Origin of the sequence: Cohnella cellulosilytica (assembly GCF_042431195.1) — a bacterium.
Lineage (GTDB): Bacteria > Bacillota > Bacilli > Paenibacillales > Paenibacillaceae > Cohnella > Cohnella cellulosilytica.
On the sequence record NZ_JBHMDN010000018.1, the window covers coordinates 30,087 to 52,847 of the forward strand.

14 protein-coding genes are annotated in these 22,761 nt (G+C 55.7%); 12 read left to right on the forward strand and 2 right to left on the reverse strand.

All coding sequences use genetic code 11. From position 1 onward, the window contains the following. The first annotated feature begins 13 nt into the window (after positions 1-13). The 10 genes from ACFFT4_RS14490 (at position 14) to ACFFT4_RS14535 (ending at position 12,938) form a co-directional block, all read left to right on the forward strand. Complete coding sequence (locus tag ACFFT4_RS14490; RefSeq protein ID WP_378048734.1) at positions 14-1,366, forward strand: nucleotide sugar dehydrogenase; 1,353 nt, start codon at positions 14-16, stop codon at positions 1,364-1,366. Continuing rightward, on the forward strand, positions 1,353-2,282 hold the full coding sequence (locus tag ACFFT4_RS14495; protein ID WP_378048736.1) for a hypothetical protein: 930 nt from the start codon (positions 1,353-1,355) through the stop codon (positions 2,280-2,282). Before ACFFT4_RS14490 ends, ACFFT4_RS14495 begins: the two co-directional genes overlap by 14 nt. A gap of 16 nt (positions 2,283-2,298) precedes the next feature. Further along, the gene (gene glmM, locus ACFFT4_RS14500; protein ID WP_378048894.1) at positions 2,299-3,654 is read left to right on the forward strand and encodes a phosphoglucosamine mutase; all 1,356 of its coding nucleotides are present in this window, start codon (positions 2,299-2,301) and stop codon (positions 3,652-3,654) included. A 3-nt stretch (positions 3,655-3,657) separates the two neighbouring features. Beyond that, positions 3,658-4,881, forward strand: a complete 1,224-nt coding sequence (locus ACFFT4_RS14505) for a copper amine oxidase N-terminal domain-containing protein (protein WP_378048738.1) — start codon at positions 3,658-3,660, stop codon at positions 4,879-4,881. A gap of 223 nt (positions 4,882-5,104) precedes the next feature. Next, positions 5,105-6,910 (forward strand): sensor histidine kinase, encoded by a 1,806-nt coding sequence (locus ACFFT4_RS14510; protein ID WP_378048740.1) that lies wholly within the window; start codon positions 5,105-5,107, stop codon positions 6,908-6,910. Continuing rightward, positions 6,903-7,985: a response regulator gene (locus tag ACFFT4_RS14515; RefSeq protein WP_378048742.1), complete on the forward strand. Its 1,083-nt coding sequence runs from the start codon at positions 6,903-6,905 to the stop codon at positions 7,983-7,985. Before ACFFT4_RS14510 ends, ACFFT4_RS14515 begins: the two co-directional genes overlap by 8 nt. Positions 7,986-8,099: 114 nt before the next feature. Continuing rightward, entirely contained in the window at positions 8,100-9,431 is a 1,332-nt protein-coding gene (locus ACFFT4_RS14520; protein WP_378048744.1) for an ABC transporter substrate-binding protein, read from the forward strand. 44 nt (positions 9,432-9,475) lie between these two features. Then, a complete protein-coding gene (locus ACFFT4_RS14525; protein WP_378048746.1) occupies positions 9,476-10,360 on the forward strand; it encodes a carbohydrate ABC transporter permease in 885 nt (294 codons plus the stop codon). Next, positions 10,357-11,190, forward strand: coding sequence for a carbohydrate ABC transporter permease (locus ACFFT4_RS14530; protein WP_378048747.1), 834 nt, complete (start codon positions 10,357-10,359; stop codon positions 11,188-11,190). The genes ACFFT4_RS14525 and ACFFT4_RS14530 overlap by 4 nt, the downstream gene beginning before the upstream one ends. 32 nt (positions 11,191-11,222) lie before the next feature. Continuing rightward, on the forward strand, positions 11,223-12,938 hold the full coding sequence (locus tag ACFFT4_RS14535) for a glycoside hydrolase family 5 protein (protein ID WP_378048749.1): 1,716 nt from the start codon (positions 11,223-11,225) through the stop codon (positions 12,936-12,938). 102 nt (positions 12,939-13,040) lie between these two features. Here ACFFT4_RS14535 and ACFFT4_RS14540 read toward each other — a convergent pair whose 3' ends face one another. Then, positions 13,041-14,462, reverse strand: a complete 1,422-nt coding sequence (locus tag ACFFT4_RS14540) for a sensor histidine kinase (RefSeq protein ID WP_378048751.1) — start codon at positions 14,460-14,462, stop codon at positions 13,041-13,043. Beyond that, positions 14,459-15,145 (reverse strand): response regulator transcription factor, encoded by a 687-nt coding sequence (locus tag ACFFT4_RS14545; protein WP_378048752.1) that lies wholly within the window; start codon positions 15,143-15,145, stop codon positions 14,459-14,461. Before ACFFT4_RS14545 ends, ACFFT4_RS14540 begins: the two co-directional genes overlap by 4 nt. Before the next feature lie 211 nt (positions 15,146-15,356). On the opposite strand from ACFFT4_RS14545, the gene ACFFT4_RS14550 reads away from it, so the two are divergent. Beyond that, positions 15,357-19,931, forward strand: a complete 4,575-nt coding sequence (locus tag ACFFT4_RS14550; protein WP_378048754.1) for a X2-like carbohydrate binding domain-containing protein — start codon at positions 15,357-15,359, stop codon at positions 19,929-19,931. Between the two features lie 63 nt (positions 19,932-19,994). Further along, entirely contained in the window at positions 19,995-22,628 is a 2,634-nt protein-coding gene (locus ACFFT4_RS14555) for an IQM protein middle domain-containing protein (protein ID WP_378048756.1), read from the forward strand. Positions 22,629-22,761: the final 133 nt, after the last annotated feature.

Sequence of the window (22,761 nt, forward strand, 5' to 3'; positions counted from 1 at the left end):
GAGCGGATAACCGATGAAATACAACATTTTGAAAGAAAACCTGCAAAATAAAACGGCGAAGGTAGGCGTCATCGGTCTGGGATACGTCGGCCTGCCGTTGGCGATGGAAATGGTGAAGGGCGGTTTTACCGTCTACGGCATTGACCTGGACGAGCGTAAAGTAGAGGCTCTGCTTCACGGAGAATCCTATATTCAGGATGTGACCAATTCCGCGGTGAGCGATGCCGTGAGCGGCGGGAGATTCGTGCCTACGAACCGGTTCGAAACGATTCGCGAATTGGATACGATCAGCATCTGCGTACCGACTCCGCTCAGCGAGAACCAGGACCCGGACACCTCCTTTATCGTAAGCGTCGTGAACGAGATCAAGAGCTATCTCAAGAAAGGAACGTTGATCGTCCTCGAGAGCACGACGTATCCCGGAACGACGGAAGAATTGATCGAATACGAGCTTCAAGCTCTGGGATTAACGGCAGGCCGGGACTACTTCCTCTGCTTCTCTCCGGAACGCGTAGATCCGGGCAATCCCAATTACAATACGTTTAATACGCCCAAGGTCATCGGCGGAACGACCGAGAAATGCAAGGAGCTCGGAGTAACGCTGTACAACAATGTGGTCAAAACGGTCGTCCCGGTGTCTTCCCCCAAAGTGGCGGAAATGTCGAAGCTGCTTGAAAACACGTTCCGCAGCATCAATATCGCCTTCGTTAACGAATTGGCCATGATGTGCGATCGCATGGCGATTGACGTATGGGAGGTCATTCGCGCGGCTTCCACGAAGCCGTTCGGATTTATGGCTTTCTACCCGGGGCCGGGAATCGGCGGTCACTGCATTCCGCTGGACCCGATGTATCTGTCCTGGAAAGCCAAGGAATTCCGTTTCTACAGCAAGTTTATCGAATTGGCCCAATCGATCAACGATAATATGCCGGAATACGTCCTGAACAAAACGGCGCAGGTGCTGAACGAGTATGCCAAATCGATCCGCAATTCGAAAGTTCTGATCTTGGGCATGTCCTATAAGCCGGACATCGACGATCTGCGCGAATCTCCCGGCCTGGAAATCTATGAATTGTTCAAAAAAAGCGGAGCGAAAGTCGATTATTACGATCCGTATGCGACCTCGTTCCAGGACGAGCAGGGGGGCAGCGTGCATACGGTAAAATACGATCCGGATGCGTTCGCCCAATACGATTGCATGGTATTGGTCACCAATCATCGCAGCTTCAGCTATCACGAGCTGGCGGAGATGGGCGTTCCGATCATCGATACGCGCAACGCTTTTGCGGACATCAAGTCGGATAACATTCACAAGCTGGGAACCGGAATCCATCACGAAGACGCGAAAGTTCTTGTCGGCGCTTAAGCCCGCAGCGGCAAGAAAGCTATCCGCTCCGAAAATCATTCTGATCGCCCTGCTGATCGGCGCGGCGATCGCAACGGTTCTTATGCTGAAATGGAAATCCGAAAAGCCGCCCGTACTGGCCACCTGGGTATGGGATACGACGACGTTAACGAAAGACACGGGGAAAATGCTCGCTTTTGCCAAGGAGCAAGGAGTGAACGCGATCTTCCTCCACGTCGACCGCGAAGCCGAAGATTTCGAACCGTATCGGGCCTTCATCCAGAAGGCGCACGGATTGGGAATCGAGGTCGAGGCGTTGGGGGGAGATCCGACCTGGGGATTAACCGATTATCGGAAGGAAATCGACTCCTTCATCGAATGGATGGAAGACTACCGCGGCGCCGTGGGCGGACAGGCCGCATTCGACGGCATCCACATGGACATCGAACCTTATCTGCTCAAGGAATGGGAGCGGGATCGCGACGAGGTCGTCCGCCAATGGATGGACAATGTGGAGTATTTGGTCGGCAGGGCGAAGCAGGACGCATCCCTGCGAATATCGGCCGATCTCCCTTTCTGGATCCATAAAATCCCCGCTCGCCGTAATGGGAACTTGGGGGCATGGATGATCGAACGGCTCGACCGCGTAGTGCTTATGAATTACCGGAATTTCGCCATCGGGGAGAACGGAATTATCGCCAATGCTCTGCCGATGATCAAAGAGGGAACCAAAGCGGGCAAACCGGTGATCGTCGGGCTGGAAACGGGACCTACGGAGGAAGGGGAGCACGTCACTTTTTTCGGGATGGGCGCCTCCAGCCTGCGGCGGCAAATCCAGCTCAGCCATTGGGTCATGCGGTGGCATGCCGGGTACGAAGGCTTCTCCATTCATGACTACAAAAATTGGCAAGCAGCCTCCGAATCCGACCCGCAATAAGGAAAGGACGATACGTATGGGAAAATATTTCGGTACCGACGGGGTACGCGGCGTAGCCAACGGGGAGCTGAGTCCCGAGCTGGTCTTTCGCTTAGGCCGATCCGGGGGATATGCGCTGACCCGGAACAAGCAGGGGAAGCGTCCTACCGTCCTGATCGGACGGGACACCCGCATTTCCGGAGAAATGCTGGAAGCGGCTCTTGTCGCGGGCTTATTATCGATCGGCGCGGACGTTTTCCGTCTGGGCGTCATCTCTACGCCGGGGGTGGCTTACTTGACGAAGGCCAGGAAGGCGGATGCGGGCGTAATGATTTCCGCTTCCCATAACCCTGTCGAGGATAACGGGATCAAGTTTTTCGGCGGCGATGGCTTTAAGCTGTCGGACGAGATGGAGGCGGAGATCGAATCGTTCCTGGACGCGGACGATGTCCGGATTCCCCGCCCGGTGGGCGCCGACGTGGGCGCGGTACAGGACGATCTCGAAGGCGGACAAGCCTATCTTTCTTATTTGAAGTCGACGGTTCCTCAGCGGTTCGAGGGGCTGAAGGTGGTCTTGGATTGCGCCAATGGGGCGGTATCGCGGCTCGCGCCCTGGCTTTTCCGCGAATTGGGCGCGGATACGGTCGTATTGGCTCATCAACCGGACGGGTTGAACATTAACGAAGACTGCGGCTCCACGCACCCCGAAGCGGTTCAACGGGCGGTATTGGAGCATCGGGCCGACCTGGGTCTTTCCTTCGACGGGGACGCGGACCGGCTCATCGCCGTCGACGAGAAGGGAAGAATCGTGGACGGAGACCACATCCTCTTTATCCTGGCCGAATTCATGAAGAAGAACCGGCGGCTGCCGAACAATACGGTAGTGTCTACGGTGATGAGCAACCTGGGCTTCTACAAGGCGTTGGAGCAGAGGGGAGTCGAGACCAAACAAACCCGGGTCGGAGATCGCTACGTCCTGGAGGAAATGCTGCAGGGCGGATATAAGCTGGGCGGGGAGCAGTCGGGTCATATCGTCATGCTGGACTATAGCACGACCGGAGACGGCATGCTGTGCGCGATTCAGCTGCTGAACGTGATGAAGTCCGAAGCGGCGCCTCTGAGCGGGCTTGCCGAAGGCATGACCAAGTATCCCCAGCTTCTGGTGAACGTTCCAGTGGAGGACAAGTCGAAGCTGGCGGGCAATGCCAAAGTCGAAGCGGCCATCCGCTCGGTCGAGAATCGGATGAACGGGAGCGGGAGAGTGCTCGTTCGCCCTTCGGGGACGGAATCGATCGTGCGCGTGATGGCGGAGGGCCCGAATGAGCGGCAGCTTGCGGGTTTTGTCGATCAAATCGTCGATGCGATTAAGGCCGAATTGGTATTCGGGCAGTAGATGATGAAGAAATGGCTGGTCTGTATGGGGATTATCGCCCTGACTGTGTCGCTTCTCGCACCCGCCGTTTTTGCGGTCTCCCAAGTCCAAGTCGTCGTCGATGGCGAGAAGCTGGTTTTCCCGGACGAGCCTCCGTATGTCGATCGCGAATCCAACCGTACGATGGTTCCGGCGAGATTCGTATCCGAAAGACTGGGAGCCAAGATGCAATGGGACGGAAAAGCAAACCGGGCGACCTTCTCGCTGCAGGATCGAACGATCCTCGTGACGATAGGCCGGAATGACGCGCAAGTGAACGGTAAGACCGTAACCGTCGATCCGCCAGCGGTGATCCAAAACAACCGGATGATGATCCCGCTGCGGCTGATCGGCGAAATTTTTCAAGCGCAGGTGGAATGGGATGCGCAGCGCAAGCTGGCCGTCGTGACGACCCCGCCGATTTCCAAAGGAACATGGGTATGGGATAGCCGCGTCATCGAAGACGATCAAGATCGACTGATCAGCTTTGCAAGCGATCAGGACGTGAATGCCCTCTATCTTCATATCGATAGGGATATTGCGCCCAAGGCGTACGCCGACTTTATTCGCGGCGCCAACGAACGGCACATCGCGACGGAGGCTCTGGCAGGCCGTCCCGATTGGGCTTTGGAGAAGAACCGGGACCAGATTGGCGCGTTTATAGCCTGGACCCTGCAATACAACGCGTCCGTCGGGCCGGAGGAGCGGTTCGAAGGGCTGCATTTCGATATCGAACCCTATCTCTTGCCCGAATGGGACACGAGCAGGAAGAAGATTCTGGAGGAATGGATACATAATCTGAGGTTTATCAAGCAGGCAGCCGAAGGAAGCGGCTTGAAGATAACGTTGGATGTCCCTTACTGGCTTCATGACGTCAAGGTACCCGACACCGAATACAGCTTCAGCGCATGGCTGTTGGAGAAGTTCGACTGCCTTGTGATCATGGATTATCGCAATCATGCGTCAGGGAAGAACGGGATCGTCGACAATGCCCAAGCCATGTTGAGGGAAGCCTCCGCTCTCGGCAAGTCCTTGATCGTTGCGGTGGAGACCGCCAGGAGCAGGGAAGGCGAGCGCGTATCGTTCTACTCCAAAAGCGCGGACTTCATGGAACAAGAATTGCTAACCGCTCATCGCGAGCTTACCCGATATGCCGGTTATGCCGGAATGGCGATTCACGACTATCGGAGCTGGGTTGTCATGAGGTAAGGTTCGTCCGGTCGCGATGACGTTGTCCCCATCAATATTGTACAATCCACCGGATTAATAGAATCGAATGAAGGGGCGTCGGCGATCGGGTATACTGATAGGGCTCTTCCGGTAAAAATTGTGAAAGCGTTAACAAAAAGAAAACGGCAGGAAGACGCTTTACGACGGTCGAAAAAAAAGACGACCGAGTATTTCCCCGGCAGGCCGGGAGCAGGAGGAGACTATGCCGTTTACAGGAATCAGCATCCGCTTCCGACTTATGCTGCTTATGATTTGCTTAACGACGCTGCCCGTCATTACGGTGACGTGGCTGGCGACCAATAACACGCGGGATTCGGTGGAAAAGGAAATGATCGACGCCAACCAGTCGCGCATGCGCTGGGCGAGTCAATATTTGGACGAATTGATCCAGCAGCTCGATACGCTGTTTTATTCACTTCATATCCAGTCGGAACTGATCGAGGAGTTGTCCGGCGTGGATGCGCTGGAGGCGAATGAACGTTATCCGCTTCAGAATCGGTTGTTCGGAACGTTGAACACCGCTTTTTATTCGTTTTCCCGCAAAATCGATCATTTGACATTATATATCCATTCCACCGGCAGAGCTTATTCCGTCAACTACGCAAGCAGCGGCCTGACGCATTCGCTCGATATCGGACAAGGGCCGTGGGGCCGCATGCTGAAAACCCCTGTCGGCATTTATTTCAAAGCGTCGGGAGACGCGCTTAGCGCCTATCACTCGATGAACGAGTTTAAGGGGCAAGCGCTGATCGGCGGCATTTCCGCGCGGATTAACGGCAAGGTGTGGGAGCAAGCGGCGGCCATCCTGCAATCGGAGCCGGAGAGCGCGATTTTCCTCGTCAACGACGAAGGAGAGGTGCTTCCCGGCTCTTCGCCGTTATTCACGCCCGAGGAGCTGGCGAGCAGTCTGGCCGGATTACGCGAGGAACCGGAGTCGGTGCTGTTCGACCAAGCGCGCGAGCATTACGTATTCGCCAGGCGGGTAAGCGGCGGCCAACTGTACTTGGTGAAGGCGATTCCGGCAGCGACGATTAATCAAAGCGCCGAAAAAACGATTGTGGCGGGGCTGTGGACAGGCGCAATCTTTACGGCGGCATCGGTGCTGCTGTCGATTATCGTGTCGCTGCGCATCAGCCGCCCGATCGTCAGCCTTGCTCGCACGATGCGCAAATCGCATATTCACGATTTCGAGATGAAATCGGTGCAAAACCGCGATGAAATCGGGCTGCTTGAGACAGGCTACAACTTTATGATGGGCCGCATCAAAGCGTTTATCGAAAGCGAATATCAGCACGAAATCGAGGTCAAAAATGCGCAGTTGATCGCGCTTCAAGCGCAGATTAATCCGCATTTTCTGAATAATACGCTCCATATGATCGGTGGAATGGCGCTGACGAAGGGTTCGCCGGAAATCTACCGCATTACGCAGGTGATCGGAGATCTGCTGCGTTATTCGATCAGCGCGGAAGGCGATCAGACCGTCATTCTGAGCGAGGAGCTTAAGCATACCGCCAACTATTTGTTTATTCAGGAGCAGCGGTTTGCGGGGCGCTGCGAGGTGGTCGTCTCGTCCGACGATCGAGCGGGCGAGGTGCGGATGCCGAAGTTTACGCTGCAGCCGATTGTGGAAAATGCCTTCGAGCACGGCTTGCAGCGCAAGGAAGGAAAATGGCGGCTTGAGGTGCGCATTCGCATGATCGGCGAGCGGCTTGTTCTGATGGTTCGGGATAACGGGCTCGGTATGGATGCCGCTCGGCTGGCGCGCCTGCGGGCGGAGTTGGGCCAACCAAGCGGCGAGCGATCGCCGGAACCCGAGGCGGAGACGCGATCCGGCAGCGGCAGAAAAGGCATCGGCCTGCAAAACGTGCACGCCCGACTGACGCTGCGCTTCGGGAAGAAGTATGGGGTACGGCTGTTCAGCCAAACCGGGGCGGGCGCGCTTGTCGTCATTACGCTGCCGATCGCCGGCGGCCAGCCGGATGCGGAAAAGGGGGAGCGCCATGTTTAGCGTACTCATTATCGACGACGAGCCGTGGTCGCGGGAAGTGGTGAAGGCGCTTGGACCGTGGGCGCGTCTGGAGCTGCGGATCGTCGGCGAGGCGGAGGACGGCAACGAAGGGCTGCGGAAAATCGCGGAGCTGCGTCCCGACATTGTCATTACCGATATGCGGATGCCGGGAACGGATGGCGTGGAGTTATTGGAGGCGATGCGCGGCCGTTGGCCGCAGCTCAAAATTATCGTGATGAGCGGTTACGACGATTTTATGTATTTGAAGCAGGCGATTCGTTCCAAGGCGATCGAATATTTGTTGAAGCCGATCCGCCCCGAGGAGCTGGAAGCCGCGCTTGAGCAGAGCAAAAAGGAGCTGGAAGCCGCCGCGCGACGACCCGGGGCGCAGCAGTCGTTATCCCCGTTATTCCCGAATAGGGAGGCGCTGCAGCGGTATGCGGATTTGCGGGAGCGCTTGTACGCCAGCCTGCTGGGGCTGAACCGGGAGCGGGCGGAGGAGATGTTCGGCCGGCTGATGACAGGCGTGGAGGAGAGCGGGGCAGGAGCGGATCAAGAGGCAAGAGTAGCGGCGGATTTGCTGCTGATGCTGGAGCGGTTTCTGTCGCAGCAGTCGCTGACGCTTGAGGAACTGCTGTCGGCGGATTCCGCACGGTTCTCTCCGGTTGACGGCGATCGAGCGGGCGAAGCGCTGCGGGCGGCGCTTGAGCTGTACGGGCGGGCGATCGACGCCTTGCTGGCGCTCCGACATTCGCGCAACCGTCTCGATCTGGCCGACGTGATCGGCTACATCGACGCCCGCTATCAGGAGGCGATCTCGCTGGAATCGGTCGCGGGACAATTTCTCGTCAGCAAGGAGCATCTCAGCCGGGTCTTCAAGGCGTCCACGGGAGAAAATCTGTCGGATTACATCGTGCGCAGGCGCATGGAGAAGGCGAGAATGCTGATTGCGGACGAAGGGGTGTCGATTAAACATGCGGCGCAATTGATCGGTTACGAGGATGTCGCTTACTTTTACCGCGTGTTCAAGAAGCATTTCGGCATGACGCCGGGAGAGCTGCGCAAGGATGGGTAAGCGGCGCGCTTCCAAGATCAATATTGTGCAACATACAAAGTTAAAATCCTCGAAAGAAAGCGCTTTACCCCTCCGCTATACTGAAGCAGCAACTTACCATAGGGGGAATCGAACATGAAGAGAGCGCTTTATTTATTGCTGGCACTGACGATGACCGCTGCGCTGGCGGCATGCAGCTCGGGAAATAACAGCGGAGGAGCCGGCAGCGGCGACACGGCGTCGCCGTCCGCAAGCGGGGCGACTGCAAGCGAGACGCCTGCAGAGACGGCGAAGCTCGATCCGACCAAGGTCGAGCTGAAAGTGTTTATGAGTTTTCCTCGCTTCAAAGATCAATTCGAAAGCTATTTCGCCCAGTTCAAGGCCAAGCAGCTTGCGGAGAAAAACATCGACGTCACGATCCAACTGGAGATGCCGAACGCCGATCAGGCCAAGCAAATCCTGCAATCGCGGCTGTCCTCGGGCGACGCGCCGGATCTGTACACGCTGCATGCCAACGATATTCCGACTTACTTCGATGCGGGCTACGTCGCCGATCTGACGGGACAGCCGTTTGTCGGCAAGCTGTACGAGGCCGTTGCCGAAACGGTGAAGTACGAAGGCAAAGTTGCGGCACTTCCGCTGGAAAGTCTGTCCTGGGGTTATCTCTACAATAAAAAAATATTTGCCGACAACGGGCTGACGCCGCCGCAAACGCTGGACGAGATGAAAGCCGCAGCCGAGAAGCTGCAAGCGGCCGACGTCAAGCCGTTCCTGCTCGCCTTCCAGGAATCGTGGATTCCGCAACTGATGATGGCTCTGTCGCTTGGCGGCACGGTGTCCTCGGCTCATCCCGATTGGATCGACAAGATGAACGCCGGCGAAGCGTCTTACGCCGACGTCCGGTCCGTCTTCGACATTATCGACTTGATTATGGCTAACGGCACGGACAAACCGTTCGAGACGGGCAACGAAGCGGGCTCCGCCGAGTTCGCCAGCGGCGGCGCGGCGATGTGGGTGCAAGGTCCGTGGAATGCGGAGACGATTCTCAAGGTTAACCCGGACATGGAGTTTGGCGTTGCTCCCCTGCCGGTCAGCAACGATCCGGAAGGCACGATGATCAATCTGGCCACCTCGACGTCTCTCGCGCTTTCGCCAACGAGCAAAAACCAAGAGGTCGCGCTCGACCTGCTTAACTACATTTTGGATGACAAGGATTCCTCCGCGCTGTTCGAAGAGCTGAAGTTTAACCCGATTGCCACGGTGCATACGTACGAGGTGTTTCCTTGGGTAAACGAAGCGAGCGAATACGTGTCCCAAGGCAAGGCGTATCTCGACCTCAAGCTGCCGAACGGCGTGACCGACGAGACGGCCAAGCTGCTGCAAAGCTATTACGCCAAAGACGTCACGCAGGACGACATCATCGCTTCGTTGGACAAAGTATGGCGGACGGCCGTCAACAGCAATTGACGCAGCGCGCGCCATACGCGGCGCCCGGATCGGGAGTGAATACAATGGCAACAACCAGACGATGGAAACCGACCGCCATGCTGCTGGCCTTCGTTTTTCCCGCGCTTGCGTTTTACGCCGCATTTACCCTTGCCCCCGCCTTCGGGGGCATCGGGTACAGCTTGACCGACTGGAACGGACTGAACCCCGCTTACCGTATGGTGGGGTTGTCCAATTACATCGAAGCGATGAACGACCGGTTTTTTCTGAAGTCGTTGGCTTTTACGGCGAAGTTTGTGCTGTATATGCTGGTGCTGCAGAATGCGCTGGCGATTTTGCTGGCGGTGCTGATCGAAGCGATGGGGCGGAGTAAAGTATGGTTTCGGACGATCTTTTTTATGCCGAACATGCTGAGCCTGATTATCGGCGGGTTTATGTGGATGTTTATTTTTACGCGCGTGTTTCCGTATTTGGCTGACAAGACGGGCTGGCAGCTATTGGACCAGTCTTGGATCGGGGATTCGCGGTATTCCTTTTTCGCAATTCTTGCGCTGTCGCTGTGGGGCGGCGTCGGGTATTTAATGGTTATTTACATCGCAGCGCTGCAGGGCGTGCCGCAGCATTTGAAGGAAGCGGCGGCGATTGACGGAGCCGGCTCATTGGCGATCTTCCGCCACGTGACGCTGCCGATGATCTATCCGGCGCTGACGATCGGCGTTTTCCTGACGCTGAACGGCTCGTTTAAAGTGTTCGATGCGGTGTATTCGCTGACGGGCGGCGGCCCGGGTCGGGCGACGCAGGTGATCGCGCTCAATATTTTCGAGGAGGCGTTCAGCTTCGGCAATCGTTACGGCTACGCCAGCGCCAAAGCAATGATCCTGTTCGGCATCGTTGTCGTCATTACGATCGTCCAGCTGGCGATCATGAAGCGGCGGGAGGTGCAGGCATGAGCCGGTTGAGCGGACGGTTGGGCTTCTGGGCCGCGTTTCTGTTTTTGTTGGGGGCGGCGGTTGTCACGTTGTTTCCGATCTATATGGCCTTGCTTAATTCCGTTAAGACGCAAGGCCAGATGTTGACGCATATTTTGGCGCTGCCCTCGTCGCTGGAGCTCGGCAATTATGCCGACGCGTTTCGAAAAACGAACTATTTTCGCAGCCTGTGGAATACGGTTGTAGTGGTCGTTGTAGGACTGTCGGGCATTATCCTGTTTGCATCGATGGCCGGCTACAAGCTGTCGCGGACGCCGGGCAGGCTGAGCGGTTTTCTGTTCGGACTATTGGTCATGTCGACGCTGATTCCGTTCCATTCGATCATGATTACGCTGGTCAGAATCAGCAAGGAGCTGCGGCTTCAAGGCTCGGCGGTCGGGCTTGGTCTGCTGTACATCGGTCTCGGCGTGGCGGTGGCGGTGTTTCTGTACCACGGCTTTGTGAAATCGGTGCCGAAGGAGCTGGACGAAGCGGCGGTCATTGACGGCTGTGGCGAATTTCGGTTGTTTTTTACGATTATTCTGCCGCTGCTGCTGCCGATTACGGCGACGATCGCCATTTTGAACACGCTGTGGATGTGGAACGACTTCCTGCTGCCGCTGCTGATTTTGACGGATTACAAAAGCTACACCCTGCTGCTGTCGACCAACATGCTGTTCGGCGAATACAACAACGACTGGTCGGCGATTTTGGCGTCGCTTGTGCTGGCCATGCTGCCGGTTATCGCGCTGTATCTCGCGCTGCAGAAATTTATTTTGCACGGCATTGCCGAGGGGGCGATTAAAGCTTGATAGACTCGGAGTTGGATGGGGGAAAGGTTCCATTGTCGTATGGAAGGAATAGCGAGGTAACGGGATTTGTCAGGGCCGACGGCCGCAAGCTGCGCAACGGCGCGGGAGAAGAGCTGCTGCTGCGCGGCGTCGGATTCGGCAGCTGGCTGCTTCCGGAAGGGTATATGTGGAAGTTTCCGAAGGAAGGCGATCGTCCCCGCCGCATCGAGGCGATGATCGAGAGGCTGATCGGCAAGGAGAAGGCGGAGCAATTTTGGGACAGCTATTATAATCGTTATGTCGCCGAAGCGGATATCGCCCGCATTGCCGAGGAAGGGTTTAATTCGGTACGGCTGCCGATTAATGCCCGTTTTTTGCTGGATGAGAGGGGAGCGGCGAACGGCGGCATTCCGGCCTATCGCGAGGAGCGAGTGGGGCTAATCGACCGCGTGATCGACTGGTGCCGGAGGCATCGGCTTTATGTGATTTTGGATTTACACGGCGCTCCCGGCGGGCAAACCGGGGCGAACATCGACGATTCGGAGTTCGACCGCCCGGAATTGTTTACGGTGGAGGCCAATTGGCGGCAAACGGTGGAGCTGTGGCGGATGCTGGCCGACCGCTACAAGGACGAGTGGATCGTAGCGGGGTATGACTTGCTGAACGAGCCGCTGCCGGAATGGTTTTCGTCGTTGTACGGCAGAGTGATGCCGCTGTACCGGGAGATTGTGCGGGCGATTCGCGAGGTGGATCGGCGGCATATGATCATTCTGGAGGGCGTGCATTGGTCGACGGATTGGTCGATCTTCGCAGAGGCGTTCGGCGACGAGCCGCTGGACGACAACGTGCTGCTCCAATTCCATAAGTATTGGAACAATCCCGATACGGAAAGCATTGACCGCTATTTGCAGCTTCGCGACAAGTGGAACGTGCCGATTTTTATGGGCGAGGGCGGCGAAAACAATAAAGATTGGTACACGGGCGCCTTCCGGCTGTTCGAGGATCAAGAGATTTCGTGGAATTTCTGGACGTGGAAGAAGCTGAGCGCGACCAACTCTCCCTGCTCGATCCGCACGCCGGAAGGCTGGGGGCTGCTGGTCGATTATTTGCAGGGCGGGTTTAAACCGTCCGCCGAGACGGCCGAACGCATTTTGGGAAGCTACCTGGACAATATGCGGCTGGCCGATTGCGAGTATCGGCCGGAGGTGGCGCGCTCTCTGCTGCGCCGTGCGCCGGTGCGCATTCCGGCCGTTTTCTACGGGTACAAAGGCGAGGGCGTCAGCTTTGGGTGCGCTTCCGGCGAGTCGGAGGCCGGAGTAGGCGCAAGAGTAGGATCAGGAGCGGAGCAGGGCATAGACGTAGGCTTCCGAACGGGGGATCGCACCGCGATCCGATTTGTCGACAGCGAACGGACAACCGCGACGTTTGCGCATGGCGGCGGCGAGGAGTGGGAGCCGGATCAATGGTTATGTCTGGAGCTGTCCGCCGGAGACTGGTTCGTCTACGATTTTATCGGAGACGACCGCGATCCGCAGGCAGAACTGGCCGTTCGCTTGAAGCTGCAGGCGGTCGGCGAAACCGGTAAGCTGGCGGCGGAGTTGGACGGCCGAGCGCTGGGATGCGTCGACGCGCAGGGCGAGGAATGGCGGACGTACGGCGAGGTCGATCTGGGCGCTGTGGGACCGGGCGATCACAGCCTGAAGCTCCGTTGCGCGGAAGGATCGTTGCGTCTGATATGGCTGGAGTTGCTGTCCATAGCACGACAATAAAACAAGCGAGATTGCGGCCGAATGCTCCGGGCAGTAATCTCGCTCTTTTTTGTTGGCTCATGCTCGAGAATGGACCTTTTCATTTGAACTTCAACCGGAAAATTAAGCCGTCCCCCCATGCCCGCGAGGCAGCGAAATCCGAAACGCCGTCTCCACATTTGGCGTACTGCTCATCTCTACGCTGCCCTGGTGAGCTTCGACGATTTCTTTGACAATCGCCAGGCCGATTCCCAACCCTTCTCCCTGCCTTCCGCCGTCCACCCGGTAAAAGCGTTCGAAAACATGCGCTTGATGCTCCGGAGGTATCCCTTTTCCTTTATCCTTCACGATAATATTTACGGAATGATTGTCCGCCGTCAGTTGGAGGCCGAGATATCGCCCGTCTCTGCCATACCGAATCGCGTTATCCATAAGATTTCGCACGGCTCTTTCGATCAGAGAGGCATCGATCGAGAGGTGAATGTCCTCGTCCAGAACCTCGATATCGAGATGAATCTGATCTCCATCGAGTATCATGATATATTCGACGGCGATCTTGCGAACGATCTCGGATAGATTATGATCCGCCGCACGAAGGGTCAGATCGTCCGCGTCCTGGCGGGAGATGTCCAGCATTTGATCCAGCAGCTTGTCCATATATCTGCAGCGCTGCAGAATGATTTTGGCTCGCGATTGAAGCTCGGCTGCATCTTTATAGTTTCCGGTGCGAATCATTTCCGCGCAGCCGAGCATCGTCGTCAGCGGCGTGCGCAGATCGTGCGACAGGTTGGAGAGCAGCAGCTTGCGCTTGCTCTCGAACTGCTGAATTTCCGCGAATTGGGAGCGGATGCGATGCGCCATGGAATTGTAATGCTGCGTGAGCTGGCCGAGCTCATCCTTGGAGGAATCCGCCAATTCCACCGCCGGAGAGTCGCTCTGGATGTTCAGTTGATTCAGGGCATGGTTGAGCTTCCGAATTCTTTTATTAATGGAGGAAAACAACCAGATAGCCAGTAAAAAAGGCAGCGAGAACGACAGGATAAGCGGAACGACCAGCGTGAGCAGCGATTTCAGCGTGCGCACCATAAAATACACTTCGCCCTGCTTCATCTCGGAGGCCGGAATGCCGAGGAGCAGGAAATACGTCTGTCCGTCTCTTGTCGCCGGCGTAAGAATATGAACATCGTCATCCGTCAAGTATCTCTCCGGCATGTTCTGCATCAGCGCCGCCAGATCGCGGAACGTAAAAGTCGGGTTGAGCCCGGCCGTATCATACATGGACCGGCCCTGATCGTCCAGCCATATCCAACGAATGGCGGGATGCTCCGCATGCGCGCGGTCCAGAGTTTGTCTAAGCGTATCTTCTCCGAATTCAGGCAGTTCCTCGATCGCATCCACAACGGATTCTGCAAGCGGATTAAGCTGGAACAGGGCGTAGCCCTTATTCGCGATTTTTCCGATCCAGACCGAACTATAACCGAACAAAACCATACTGATCGCGGTACTCACGACAAGCAGCAGCCACAGCTTGGTGCGCAGCTTCATATTCCGGCTCCCGTCAGCCGGTAGCCGACGCCGCGAACCGTTTGAATTTCCCAGGTGGATTTCCCGCGTTCCAATTGCTTGCGCAGCCGGCTCATATAGACGCTTAGATTGTTGTCGTCATAGCGCTCGTGCTGCCACACCTGCTGATAGATTTCGAGTTTCGTCATCACTTTGTCGGGATTTTGCATGAAGAGCTGCATCAGGCCGCATTCCACATAAGTCAGCGTTATTTTCTCGCCATCGACGAGCATCGTATAGTTATCGACATCCAGGATCAGACGATTTAAGCGAATGACCAGGGAGGGATGATTGGAGACCGGGTACCGTCTGCGCAGAACGGCTCGTATGCGGGCCATTAGCTCCATCGGACTGAAGGGCTTTGTCATATAATCGTCGGCTCCGAGTCCGAGTGTGACGATCTTGTCCTGCTCCTGTCTTCTGGCGCTGACCACGATCGTCAGCGTGTCCAATCTGCGAGCGTTCAAGTAGCCCAGCACCTCGAAACCGTCGCGATCGTCCATCATCAGATCCAGAATCAGGACATCTATGCGCTCCGATTCCAGTCGTTCGATTGCCTGGCGCCCGGACCCGGCCTCGACGGCGCTCATTCCCGCTTGTTCGATATGGGCACGGATCACTTCTCGGATTTGGGGATCATCATCCACTACGAGTATTTGTTCCATTGTATAATCGTCACCGTCTCCAAATTTGAGTTAGCTTGATCATAGCACGATTTATCGGGAATTTGTTTTTTTCAGGAGGACGACGCCGAATCCATTAAGATTTCATTAAGATTTTCTATGAGGAACTGCTGATATAATCCCATCTATATGGAAGAAACGCAAATCTGCGCCAGTAGGGCGTGATATTCCGCGCAGTGAAGGAGCTGGGTCAATGAGTTACCAATGTAACCGTAAAAAAACGAATATAAAGTGGATCAACATAGGGATGGCTGTCATTCTGGGGTGGCTGTGCGCGGTTCCCGTTGCGAAGCCGGCAGAGGCGGCTTCGCCCGCTACGGTTAAAGTGACTCAGATCGCAGCCGCTCAGGATAATTCCATCGCTTTGAAATCGGACGGCACCGTCATCGTATGGGGAACCAAGATCGACAGTTGGGCCAAGCCTCCTGCGGGGCTGAAGGACGTGGTCGAAGTTTATGCGAAGGACACCACCTTCATGGCTCGCAAATCAAACGGCACGGTTGCGGTGTGGGGAGGCAACGACGCAGGCGAGACCAATGTCCCTCCCGGTCTGAACAAGGTCATCTCCATGGCGGCGGCAGGCAAGCACACCTTGACGGTCAGGGAAACATCGATTCTGCCGGGCGCTGGCGAGGTAATCGGATGGGGGCTTAATGGCAATGGACAATCGACGATCCCGGATGCGGCGAAAAGCAGCGTTACTAAAGTAGCCGCAGGCGCTTATTATTCGATGGCTTTGAAATATAACGGCACGGTCGTCGATTGGGGAACGAACGGATCGGGGGCGACGAGTATGCCTGCCGGTTTATCCGGTGTGGTTGCGATTGATGCCGGATACATGTATGCCTTGGCGTTAAAGTCGAACGGCACAGTTGTCGCTTGGGGCAAAGAATATAACGGGAACGGAATCCTCAACGTTCCGGCTGGGCTGAACGATGTGGTTGCGATATCGGCCAACGAAGCTCACGCCTTGGCGTTGAAAGGAAATGGCACGGTTGTCGGCTGGGGCGACAATCAGTATGGAAAAGCAATACCTCCCGCCGGGCTTGAGGATGTGATTGCCATATCGGCTGGTCGTAATCATTCCTTGGCATTGAAGCGGGACGGCACCGTCGTGAGTTGGGGCCTGCAAACCTCTGTGCCGGGCGACAATGAATTGATCGGTTTGACGCTTGCGGAAGGTGCGTCTTCCCCTGCATTTTCTCCATCCGTGACTTCGTATCACTATGACATCGCCCCGGGGGTATCGAGCGTTCATATCAAGGCGGATTTGAAAGATTCCGCTTATTCCGCACTATATATCAATGACCAGCTGCAGCCGAGCGGCCAATCGGTCGAAGTTACGGTTCCGCCTACCGGATCCGTGATCAAGGTTCGCGTGGAACCTTATATGAAGCCGCCCAAGACGTATACGCTAACGGTATCTCGCGATCGGGAGCCGCCTGTTATTCACTTTGATCCTGATGGCAGCGCTGTGCCGTTAAGAACGATTACGACCGCTGTTCAGGTCACGGATGCGACGAGCGGCATCGATGCGTCTACGCTGGAGTATGCTTGGTCGGACTCGGCATCCGCTCCTGTAAGTGGATGGGACGGTTTCTCTCTCCTTCCAGCCACGCAACTCGCGCAATTTACGCACACCGGCGCGGATGGGAACTGGTATTTGCACGTCCGGGCCAGAGATTATGCAGGGAATTCGGCGAGCAAAACTTCAGCGCCATTCTTGATTGATAACTCGCCGCCCGTGGTCAGCGTGACGATGAAGACGGAGGACGACAATGCCGTTTATCCGGAGAATACGTGGACAGGCAAGAACGTGGTTATAACCGCCACAGCGACAGATTCGCTAAGCGGCATCGCAACCTTAAAGTATACGCTTGATGGGGGCAAGACGTGGTCGGATTATTCTGATCTTGAACCGGTCACTCTGACCGAATCCGGAGTTCATACGATCATTTTCCAAGCGAGCGATGCAATCGGCAATGTGAAACTCGAGAGTCGCACTGTAAACATCAGCAAGGGGAACTTCAAGCTGACGCCCACGATGAATAAGGTAAATCCGGATGGATCGGATGGCGACGCCTATAAGAGCGGGGAATGGACGAATGGAAGCGTTAAGGTGCTCGCTGCGGCAGAAGCCTTAGAGAATGGCCCCCCCATTGTAACTTGGTCGTTGAACGGAGAGGGGGAAAATCCTTTTGGTCTGGATGCCGTATTCTGGCAAACAGGAATGAATACGGTCGTGTTCAAGGTGACCGATCAGCTTGGCAATAGCAGCTTAAGCATCCCGCTTGCGATCAATATCGATAAGACGCCGCCAACGGTTGCCTTCAGTCCGGATGGCAACGGAACATCTGCACGGGCAGCTTCGGTAACGGCAACGGTCTATGACGCTGGCGGCAGCGGTCTGGTGATCTCCACGTTGGAATATGTATGGACGCAAAGCAACACGACTAAACCAACAGACGGTTGGCAGTTGTTGAGTAATGGCAGTCTGCTGACGAAAGAAGGCGTGGATGGAGATTGGTACTTGCACGTTCAGGGGAAGGATGCGGCAGGCAATGAGGTTCACGCGGTATCCGAGCGCTTCGTGCTGGATAATTCGGCGCTGAACAGCACGATCAGCCCGAGTACAGCCGATTTCGATAAAAATACGACTGCTCAAGCGGATATCGCAATAACGCTGTCGCTGAACGGCAATACATTAACCGGCATTCGTAATGAATCAGAGGAGCTTGTGCGAAACACCGACTACGCGGTCCTCGGAAATACGGTGATGATCTCCAGAAATTATCTGGCGACACAGCCGGTCGGTACGACAAGCTTAACGTTTTCTTTTACCGGAGGCGTCGAGCGGATGTTGACCATTGCGGTCAGCGATACGACTGTTATTCCCGACGAGAATACGCCGATTATTAGCTCGGCAACGATCAGTCCGAAAGCTGTAAGATACGATCTGGATTTCCCCGGCGATATAAGCGCCAAAATTACTTGGAACAGTGCAGCTAGCGTAACGAATGTTGTCTATGGCCATGTGCTGCTGACGACGCCCGCCGACTATAGTGTGAGTGGAGAGGTGCTGACCATCAAAGACAGCTATCTTGCGGCGCAGAGTTTCAGCGAAGGGGACGAAGTGAGCTTTACGATTTACTTCGATCAGGGAAATTCTGCCGAGCTTACTCTGGATGTCGTAAGGAATTACACGCCCGGAAGCAACGCCGACCTGAGTATTCTGACTGTAGGCGGCAGTAGGATAACCGATTTTGACCCTGATGTGCTTACCTATCACGTGGAACTGCCTTATGGTACTCTGCCCGGCAGTATGGCGGCGACAGTAGGCGCAGACGCAGACGATAGAAAGGCTGCCGTAACCATCACGCAAGCGGCGTCCCTGCCCGGAAGCGCAACGGTGCAGGTTACTGCCGAGGATGAGGTAACCTTCAAGGACTATACCGTCAGCTTTACGCTGGCTGATGCCGCGCCAACGCCGGGAACAGGAACCGGCACGGGCGGCGGTGGCGGCGGTACAGCGCCAACTGTGACGAAGCCGGAGATCGATCTGAACGGCAAGCCGTTTGACCCGACCGGCATCGACACGTCCAAACCGTCGGTGACGCTGGAAGTGGAGCCGAGGGGCGGATCGGCCTATGCCAGCATACCCGTAAGCTTGTTGGCAAGCTTCGCGGATCAGAACGCCGCCTTCATCATTGAGATCAAGACGCCTTACGGAAGCTATCGCCTTCCTGTTCATCTGGCGTCGCTCATCCCGAGCCTGAAGGAGCTGCTGGTGAAGAACAACCTCACAGTCGAAGAGGTTAGCTTCAAGATCAGCTTGACGGATAAGTCTGGCGACAAGGGACTGCAAGCTGCATTGGCGGACGGGTTGCCGAACGGCAAAGTGATCGGCGCGATGGTCGATTATCATCTGGAGATCGTGAATACGAAGACAGGCCGGACGATCGGGACGGCGGATCAATTCTCACAGGCAATCATCCGAATCATCCCGATGCCGGGGAACGTTACAGCCATGCCGGAGCAATGGGGCGCATTTCGTTACAACGGGACGACGAAGAAATTCGAGTTTGTCCCTGCCACGGCTGTGAAGCTGGACGGCATGTGGTACGTGATGATTCACTCGTATTCCAATAGCGTCTATATGGTGGCGGAAAATGCCGTGAGCTTTGCCGATGTGCAGGAGAAGCATTGGGCGAAGTCGGATGTGGAATTGGCGGCGGCAAAAGGGCTTGTCGAAGGGGTTGGCGAAGGACGTTATGATCCCGGTAAAGCGGTGACGAGAGCGGAGTTTACGGTGATGCTCGTTCGTGCGCTCGGACGCGGCGGCGCATCGGCCAACGACGGCGCGACATCTGCCGGCGGCAATGCGCCTTATCGCGACATTGGAGCCGGCGCTTGGTACGCGGACGCTGTGGCGAAAGCTAAAGCGCTTGGGTTGCTGGACTTCGCGAAGGGCGGCAGCTTCAAGCCGAATCAGGCGCTGACTCGTGAAGAAATGGCAAGTATGCTGGCGGCTGTCGTCGCTCTGGATAAGAGGCCGACAGCAACGGAAGAGGTTAACGCGAATGATAATAGCTACAAGGACATGGAAATCGTGAATCCGGCCTATCAGGAAGACGTTCGATTGATGATCCGGTTGCAAATTATGACGGGAGTATCGGCGGATTCTTTCGACCCGCAAGGTCAGGTGACGCGCGCGCAGGCTGCAACGGTGTTTATCCGAACTTTGCAGGCGCTGGGGATGGTGGATTAGTCCCGAATCCGGCTAATCGTGTGATGAACTAACCGCAAGTATGCTGATGATCGGAGGTTACCCATGCCCAGAGAACGCAGTAACGCCGTCTCTTCGAAGAATACGCCTTTTATCGGAGCCAAGCCGTCGAAAAAGCCGATTATCGGCTCTCATCGCACGAAGTCGCTAATCGGCGGACACCGTACGCAGCAGGTGTTGGATATGCAAGAGATGATTGGGAATCAGGCAACGCAGAGGTTTGTGCCGACAGTGCCCAAGCCGACGCTTGGCTCGCATCGGATCAAGACGCAAATCGGCGGACACCGCAAACAGCAGCTCCCGAAGCCGCAGAACATCACAAACGTTCCCGAGAACAAACCGGAAACTCCAAAGTCGAAGCCGTTGCCGCCGGGGTATGTGCCGTATGAGGATGGCGAGTCGGCCAGCGATAGCTCCAGCTTTGACTGGAATATTGGCAGCAGTTCCACGACAAGTCCACAATCCAAGCCCCTGCCGAAAGGTTATGTACCGTTCGAGGACGGCAGTGAGTCGACCAGCGATAGCTCCAGCTTTGACTGGAATATTGGCAGCAGTTCCACGACAAGTCCACAATCCAAGCCCCTGCCGAAAGGGTATGTACCGTTCGAGGACGGCAGTGAGTCGACCAGCGATAGCTCAAGCTTTGACTGGAATATCGGCGGCAGCTCCACGACAAGCCCGCAATCCAAGCCGCTGCCGAAAGGTTATGTACCGTTCGAGGATGGCAGCGAGTCGACTAGCGGCAGCTCAAGCTTTGACTGGAATATTGGCAGCAGTTCCACGACAATCCCGCAATCCAAGCCATTGCCGAAGGGGTATGTACCATTCGAGGACGGCAGCGAGTCGACCAGCGGCAGCTCAAGCTTTGACTGGAATATTGGCAGCAGTTCCACGACATCGTCAGGGCCGAAGCCTCTGGCGAAGGGATATGTGCCGTTTAAGGAGAACGATAACGAGTCGGATGACGATGACGATTTTGACTTTGACTGGGACAGCAAGAGCAGCAGTACGCTCCCGCCTCCGCAGTTGTCGAACAACAAATCGATTTCCTCTGCGGTAGGGGCTGTTACCCCGGAGCAAGGTGTGTTTCCTGCTCGGGTGAGGGAGGATTTATTCGAGGATAACGATGATGATTTTGACGACGACTCGGATGATGATACGGAGGACGCTAATCAGGATAGTTTGTCCGGACTGATCGCTCCATCCCTCCAGCCGGCTGCGGCGGGGTCGAGATTCGCTCTGGAAAATAACAAGGAATCCGAATTTGATAAAGAGATGCTGTACAGGGGCGGCATCCGCGGCGTAGACCTGGATTCGACGACCTTCTATGCGAATGAATCGCAGCGAGCCTCCTATGCCCGGGGGTTCGACAAGTCCGGTAAAATGATCAACGCGACAGACGGCAAATCGCTGGATACGATAGGGGCTTTAGAATCGTCGACGGTGGGAGCGAAGGCAGACCGGCACATTTTCACGATGAACGCTTTGGGCGAATTTCATTCTATGGATGCAGTCAAGGAAAATTCGGATCGTTCCAAGCGCGTCCATGACCAACGCAAACAGGATTTGAAAGATTTGCAAGAGACGCCGGAGCATCAAGCTTCACTTCGAAATATGCAGCTTCCTTCGATGGAGAGAATCCACCATTCCACCTTTAATGCCGGGGATGATATCGCCGGGGCTGGCGAGCTTCAAGTTCGCGATGGACAAATTGAGCTGGTTTCCGATGCCAGCGGCCACTACAAGCCGGGTTCGAAGCAGATGGTGCAGACTGTGCAGCAGCTTGAGAACAACAATGTTCCGATTGAACAGTTGGGCGTGGAGTTTGTAGGAAAGCCTGAATTCCAGTATGAAACGGACTATTTGACAGGCAAAGACAAGGTCGATTCGACAACGGGGAAAAAGGTGCGCAGACGCGATATCGACGGCAATTTTATGCCTAAGATGCAGGGGAGCAGGCAGGCGTTTACGAAAAATATGCAAGTGTCTGCGCTGGAATTGCTCGGATATGCCGACCATGCGCCCGATGCTGCCGAAGAACGGATGCGCGACGCGCACGACCAGAAAAACCAAATGCTCAGAGAACTGCTCAGGAAGACGGAGCGTCACGATCCGATCGCCTACGATTATCGCGGCGATGTGCAATCGAAGCATGGCAACGTAATGAAGGAATTGCTGGCGAAACGCAAAGAAGTCGCGCCTGTTCCGGATCTGCCGCAGGAGAAATATTTTGGCTACGGTTCGATAAGTAATGTGCCTGGGAAAAAGCTGGTAGTTGATGAGAACGAGCGCAGTTCCCGGAAAAGCCTGCCCCTTGCCGGAGACAACAATATCAGGACATCGAGCGACGAAGACGAGGTTTGGGGCGCCCCGGCAGGCAATACCGCTGCTTTGACTGAAGAGAGCAAGGCGAAGACAGGCAGTAGCAGCAGTAGCTACAAAAAAGCGTCTATATCGGGAGGCAGCGATGCTTACAATAACTCGACTTTGCTGAATGGCAGCGACGCTTACAATAACTCGACTTTGCTGAACGGCAGCGACGCTTACAATAACTCGACTCTGCTGAATAACCACATGTCCTACAATAAAAGTAACGGTTATAATATGCCAAAAAGTTTGGGTTACACCGGGTCTAAACCAATTAGCTACAAAGATTTTGATGAAGATTTCGATGACTAGTGCCAGGCGCCCAATGCTGACGAGGGGCTATTGGAAGACCGGCATTGTTGCGGCGATGACTTTACAGATGGAGCGGCGAATGTGCCGCTCTATTTACTTTTTCTATGACGCGAGCGGAAGTCGTCGCCATGCG